The 6,564-nt window shown below is 42.5% G+C and carries 5 protein-coding genes; 2 read left to right on the plus strand and 3 right to left on the minus strand.

The window, feature by feature from the left end:
• Nucleotides 1–5 precede the first annotated feature (5 nt).
• Together AC4E96_RS05175 and AC4E96_RS05180 are read left to right on the plus strand one after the other, a co-directional pair.
• Nucleotides 6–1,559, plus strand: coding sequence for a putative bifunctional diguanylate cyclase/phosphodiesterase (locus AC4E96_RS05175; RefSeq protein WP_490255096.1), 1,554 nt, complete (start codon nt 6–8; stop codon nt 1,557–1,559).
• 22 nt (nt 1,560–1,581) lie between these two features.
• Nucleotides 1,582–3,807, plus strand: coding sequence for a TonB-dependent receptor (locus AC4E96_RS05180; RefSeq protein ID WP_490255097.1), 2,226 nt, complete (start codon nt 1,582–1,584; stop codon nt 3,805–3,807).
• A 109-nt stretch (nt 3,808–3,916) separates the two neighbouring features.
• On the opposite strand, the gene AC4E96_RS05185 is transcribed toward AC4E96_RS05180, so the two are convergent.
• The 3 genes from AC4E96_RS05185 to AC4E96_RS05195 form a co-directional block, all read right to left on the minus strand.
• Entirely contained in the window at nt 3,917–4,420 is a 504-nt protein-coding gene (locus AC4E96_RS05185) for a RidA family protein (RefSeq protein ID WP_490255098.1), read from the minus strand.
• Nucleotides 4,421–4,485: 65 nt separating this feature from the next.
• Nucleotides 4,486–5,154, minus strand: coding sequence for a TetR/AcrR family transcriptional regulator (locus tag AC4E96_RS05190; RefSeq protein WP_490255099.1), 669 nt, complete (start codon nt 5,152–5,154; stop codon nt 4,486–4,488).
• A 9-nt stretch (nt 5,155–5,163) separates the two neighbouring features.
• Nucleotides 5,164–6,456 carry a M20 family metallopeptidase gene (locus AC4E96_RS05195; protein WP_490255100.1) on the minus strand — a complete coding sequence of 431 codons (1,293 nt, stop codon included), beginning with the start codon at nt 6,454–6,456 and terminating at the stop codon, nt 5,164–5,166.
• Nucleotides 6,457–6,564 lie beyond the last annotated feature (108 nt).

A 6,564-nucleotide genomic window follows, 5' to 3' on the forward strand; every position in this document is an offset into this window, starting at 1 on the left:
AAAACATGCATCGATTATTAAAGCGACAAATGAAGCGTCACTTGAGCGTGCAATCTATTGGCGGTGAAACTTTAAAAGAGCTGACTACCGAACAACTCAAGGACTTCATTGATGCCGTTGGCGATGCTTATGGTCAACTAGAGCAAGAGCGGGAAATCATCGAACGCTCTTTGGATTTGGTCTCAGTCGAACTATCAGAGCGCAATGAAGCCTTACGTGAGGAAATAAACAAACAACAAGAATCGGCCGCGACCATCAGGCGACAAGCTTATTATGATGCATTAACAGGGTTGCCAAATCGAGTATTACTCGATGATAGACTCAAACATGCGATTCAATACAGTACCCGTTTTAACAGTAAAGTCGCAGTCCTGTTTATTGATTTAGACGACTTCAAAAAAGTAAACGATAACGCAGGTCATTACGCTGGTGATATGGTTCTTAAAGAGGTCGCTGAACGAATAAATGAGTGTGTACGAGAGGTCGATACTGTTGCTCGTCTTGGCGGCGATGAGTTTGTTTTACTGCTAGAGAATATTGAGGCTTTAGATAAAGTCAGTGCTATTTGTGAACGGATCATCGTTAGTTTGGCGAAGCCTTTTAGCTTGGCAGATAATGACTACTTTATTTCCTCAAGCATCGGAGTAAGTATCTATCCGCAAGATGGCAAGGACCAAGAAGAATTAATGCGTAAGGCTGACATGGCCATGTACCAGTCAAAGGCGTTGGGTAAAAGTACCTTTCAGTTTTTTGATAAGTCTATGGAAGCCAACTCTCAATTCCATTTACAGCTTGAAAACCAATTGCGTAATGCTATCGAAACGCAGCAATTCAGTTTGGTTTATCAGCCGAAAGTATGCTTAAAAGATAATAAAGTGACTGCGTTAGAGGCATTGATTCGATGGTTCGATGATGAAGGAAACTTTATTTCACCCGCAGACTTTATACCGCTTGCAGAGCAAACCGGTCTTATTGATAAAATTGGTGAGTGGGTTTTGGATACGACTTGTCAACAAATGGCCGAGTGGCGTGAAGAGGGAATAGACCTTATACCCATCTCAATCAATGTATCTCCCATCGAGTTTAATAACTCCGATTTAGTGAAACGCTTTGAAAAAACATTACAAAAATACCAAATACCGCCCGAAACCATAGAAATAGAGATTACAGAGTCAATTTTCTTTGAAGACTTGGAAAAAATGTGCGAGCGTCTAGACAAAATTCGAGCCTTGGGGATCTCCGTTGCGGTTGATGATTTTGGTACTGGCTTCAGTTCGTTACAGTATTTACATCAACTACCAATAGATGTCCTTAAAATAGACCGTTCGTTCATTATGGAATTAGAGACGCAAAGCCACAATGCGGCGATTGCTGACACTATAATAACGTTAGCCCATAATCTTAACTTAAAGGTGGTGGCTGAAGGTGTCGAATCTCTTGGCTCGATAGATTTCTTGGCAGAGCGGAAGTGTGACTTAGCTCAAGGGTTTTATTTTTATAAGCCATTGAGTACTGAGGCAATTACAACGTTGCTTAAGTCAGACCGCAAAGCCAGTTAACTCATTATGACTTAAGGTAAAAATGAAAACCGTCACTGACTCTGAACAAATCAAACAAAGCGCTCATTCAGCGCTTTTGTTTTTATCTATTGCCGCAACTACCGTTTTCTCTAATCAAGTATTTGCGAATGACACTAAAGTCCCTCTGCAAAAGAACCAGCAGGACAGTGCACAAAAGCTAGCGAAACAAACACCACAAAAAAGCGTCCTGAAAAGCACAAAGCGAAACCAAATAAACCCAACGTCCTCTATCGAAGTGATCACGACCACAGCGAGTCGCAATGAAGTGGGATTGTCAGAGGTTCCGTTGGCGTTATCAGTGGTTAATAACAGCAATATCAAAAACGTTGGTATGGTGCATATTGAGGAGGCGATGCAACTTGTCGCGGGCGCTAACTTACACCGAGGTAATGGCCAAGAATATTTACCTGCATTGCGTTCTCAAGTGCTTTCAGGAGCCGGAGCGTGTGGTGGTATATTAACGCTTGAGGATGGCATTCCACTGCGCTCAGCGGGCTTTTGCAATATTAATGAGTTATTCGAAGCTCACTCCGAAATGGCCAGTCGTATTGAAGTGTTAAAAGGGCCAAGTTCTGCTTTATATGGCTCAAACGCGATTCATGGCGTGGTTAATGTTATTACGCCAAACACTGCATATGATCATGCTTCAGCGGGACTAGACATAGGGTCATATGGATACTCTCGTGCACGTGTGTCAGCGGGGATAGATGATGAAGCACATGGCTTGGGCATCATCGCTACCGTGACCAACGATACGGGTTATCGCGATGACGAAAGTGTAAAGCAACACAAGGTGTCATTACGCCATACCTTCTTACCTCAACACGCTGCATTGCCTGGGCTTAATGTAGTCAGTGGTTTGACGTATATGGATTTGGATCAAGACACTGCCGGGTTTATTGAAGGTTTTGAAAGCTACAAAGACAAGACGATTGCTCAACAAAACTTTGACCCTGACGCATTTCGACAAGCCTCAGCGTTGAGGCTGTGGTCAAAAATTAATTGGCAACAAGACCAAACTAATATTTCAATTACGCCTTATGCTAGAGATCAAGAAATGAAGTTCTTTAAACACTTCTTACCGGGCACACCGCTTGAGAATAATGCACAGCAAAGTATTGGTGTTCAGTCTTTATTTGAAACCGAGTTAACACATAACTGGCAACTTAATTACGGTATTGATACTGAGCTGACGGAAGCAACATTTGATCAGTTTCAATCGACCCCGACTAGCGGCTCTCCATTTTTAATGGCGACGATTCCACAAGGTAAACACTATGATTATGAAGTCGATGCGTTTATGTGGGCGGCATTTGCTGACGCAAAATGGAGTTCAAACCGTTGGCAGGTGAATATAGGTGGTCGCTTTGAGTCAATTCGATACGATTATCAAAACCTAATGCTAGATGGTCGTACTAAAGACAGTGGTGAAGCTTGTGGTTTTGGTGGCTGTCGATACAGTCGTCCAGCGTCTTCAGAGAATACCTACCAGTACTTCTCACCGACAATATCTGTCAGTTATCAATTGAATGAGGGTCTTCAATTGTATGCTACATCTGGCAAAGGCTTTAGGGCGCCTCAAGGCGCAGAGCTGTTTCAATTACAACGAGAGCAAACAATTGCGCAGTTAGAAGAAGAGACAGTGACGAGCTTTGAAGTTGGCCTCAAAGGTTTTTATCAACAAGGTCGTTTTTTATTGTCATTGTATGACATGGATAAGGACAATACGATATACCGAGACAGCGACTTCTTTACTATCAGTAATGGTCAAACGTCTCATCAAGGTATTGAACTTGAGGCGAATTGGCAAGTGACTTCACTATTTGAAGTCGCCTTTGCGGGTAGTCACTCAAGACACAAATACCAAAGCGATCAGTTTAGCGGTGGCCTGAATATTAACGGCAATGACATAGATACGGCACCTAAAAACGTAGCAACATTGATGGCGAGTTATCAAGTGGATGAACAAGTGAAACTTGGCTCTAGTTTAAGAGCTGTGAGTAGTTATTTCACCGATCCGGAAAACTTCAATAAATATGAGGGACATCAGGTGGTAGACACATTTGTTCAATGGCAAGTAAATCCAATGTTAAAAATTCGATTTGTAATTAAGAATGTATTGGATGAGCGATATGCTGAGCGTGCCGACTATACGCGTTTTACCCAAGACCGTTACTTTCCGGGTAAGCCAAGGAACGTCATGTTAACTGCGGATTATCAGTGGTAACCATCAAAGGTAGCTATCACTTGTAACAACGACGAGGTGCTTCAAAGGGTCTAATAAAGCCGGTTAATAACCGGCTTTTTTGTAGACAAAAATACCACATCAGCGTCAATTAAAGGTGGGCGATACACTCAACTTCGATAAGTGAATTTAGTGCAAGTTCTTTAACCGCAAAGGCACTGCGAGCAGGATAAGGCGGTATAAAATATTGGGTATATATTTTGTTAAAACGAGCAAAGTCATTTATGTCCGTTAACATCACAGTGCATTTGACCACTTGGCTCATGCTATAGCCGTAGTTCTCTAATGTATTTTTAATATTCTTCATTGTTTGATGCGCTTCAGCTTCAAAGCCGCCCGGAGCCAATGCGCCCGTTTTAGGATCAAAGCCTATTTGCCCTGACATAAAAAGCGTTTCGCCAGCAAGGACAATATCTGAAAACGGTAGTGCAGCATTCGCCGCTTTACTGTTTAAAAAAGTGATACTGTTCTTGTCACTAGAAGCTGTTTTGAGGGGCAATTCCACGGCAACCGCAGAGGTTGTTATGGCACTTGCAGCTAAAAAGCCCATTACAGCTACGTTCAATATTGAAGACAGAATTGGGGGAAATTTCATTTTAAATCCTATTAAAGAACTGGGTTTGATCAAAAGTTATCGATGTGATCAAAATCCAGCGGGGTTTAGTCATTGCTTAGATAAATAAGTAGAACTTGCGCTAATTCGGTGACAAAAGCTTCACCTTCTAAGCGTGTCGCTACCGCAGGAGTTAAGTTTTTGTATACGATTTTGTCGAGTAGCGTACTAATCATAATAAACACTGCCATTTCAGCCTTTGTTTGGGCTGAGTAGGTGTTGGAAGTCTGGTCGTGATTTGTATTGTTGTTCGTATTGACCGCAACGCTCATTTGCTTTGCCAATAGGCGCGCCATTCGCTGATAAATTTTACGACGGTCGTTGTTTTGGTCTGAGTCCAACAAGTCACTGTGCAACCTAGAGTTAAGGTGAAGAGTACGAAATACGCCTTTGTGATTAGTAAAGAACACAAAGGTGTTCGTACATAGCTTGTTAATAATCTCATCTAGACTAGAACAAGGAGTTTGCTCAATATCCTTAAGCCAAGCTTCGAGTCCAGTACCAAAGTCTTGATATAACAATGGCAACAATGATTCTTTGTTTTTGAAACGGCGATAAAAGGTACCTACAGATACACTAGCGTGATCAGTAAGCTCTTTGATGCTGATGTGTTCAAAAAACTTGTGCTTTAAAAGGTGTTGTAACGAAGCCAACAGCTTATCTTGAGTTTGTTGGCTGCGTTTTTGTTTGGGTTTTATCAGTAATGTTGAGTCCATAGTCCGTTTTTACTTATGCATCGCCATATAATCTAAAGCCAACTGCGTCATTGTCGCTGTGCCGGTTTTGAATGCTGACTCTTCAACATAAAAATACGGAGAATGGTTACTCGGCACTGACTTTAAGTCTTGGTCATGGGGCGTACCACCTAGGAATAGAAACAACCCTGGGACTTCCATTGCGTAAAAAGAAAAGTCCTCAGCACCTGTGATTTTTGACATTTGAACGACATTATCTGCGCCAGCAGCTTTCTTGATACTCGGTAACATAGCGGTGGTCAGTTGTGGGTTGTTGACCGTGACTGGGTAACCCTCGAAAATTTCAACGTCTGCTTTTGCACCGGAGGCGGCAGCAATATGTGTTGCGGTGGTTTTCAGCTTATCAAATATTTGAGCGCGATTGTCCATATCGAAGTTACGAATAGTACCGACCATTTCGACTTTTTCTGGAATAATGTTGTTGCGAACCCCACCAGAAATTTTACCAAATGAAACAATCGCAGGTTCTTTGGTAATGTCGATATGACGAGAAACGATGTGATTCACACCAGTCACAACTTGTGCTGCGGCTGCAATTGGGTCTACACCAGACCATGGACGAGAGCCGTGGGATTGTTTACCGTGAATGGCAATTTCAAAACGGTCGGAGCTGGCCATAAACGGACCACTGCGATAACCAATTTTGCCTGTGTGTAAACCAGAAGTAATGTGCAGGCCAAAAGCAACTTCCGGCTGATACTTCTTAAAGATACCTTCTTTAAGCATCAATTCAGCACCACCTTCTTCACCTATTGGCGCACCTTCTTCAGCAGGCTGAAAGACAAACATGACGTTTCCGGTTAGCTCTTCACGCATATTTGCTAGTACTTCAGCGGTCCCCATTAACATTGCTACGTGTGTGTCATGACCACAAGCATGCATGATACCCACATCGACACCACGGTAATTGGTTGTCTTGGTTGATTTAAAAGGCACGTCGGTTTTTTCTGTCACGGGCAGCGCGTCCATGTCGGCCCGTAACATGACAGTAGGACCTGGTTTGCCACCTTTAAGGAAACCCACAACACCAGTATAAGCGATGTCGGTTTCGACACTGATACCAAGCGAACGTAAATGCTCTGCTACTTTGGCCGCTGTTCGAACTTCACGATTTCCTAGCTCAGGGTTTTGGTGAATGTCTCTGCGCCATTCAATAACTTTAGGTTCAACATTTTGTAAATGGGTTTCTAGTGAGTCGGCTGATGCATTTGGAACTGCAAATAAGCCTAGGCCCAAGGCCAGAGTCAATATAGAAGCTTTCATAATTGGTTCCTATTGTTATTAGTGAAGTCCAACAACGTTTTTGGTTTGTTCAAAAATCTTTTTAGAATCATAGCCTACACCAGACTTGAATACGGTTTTAATGTTTTT

It is taken from the genome of Psychrosphaera sp., from assembly GCF_982872775.1.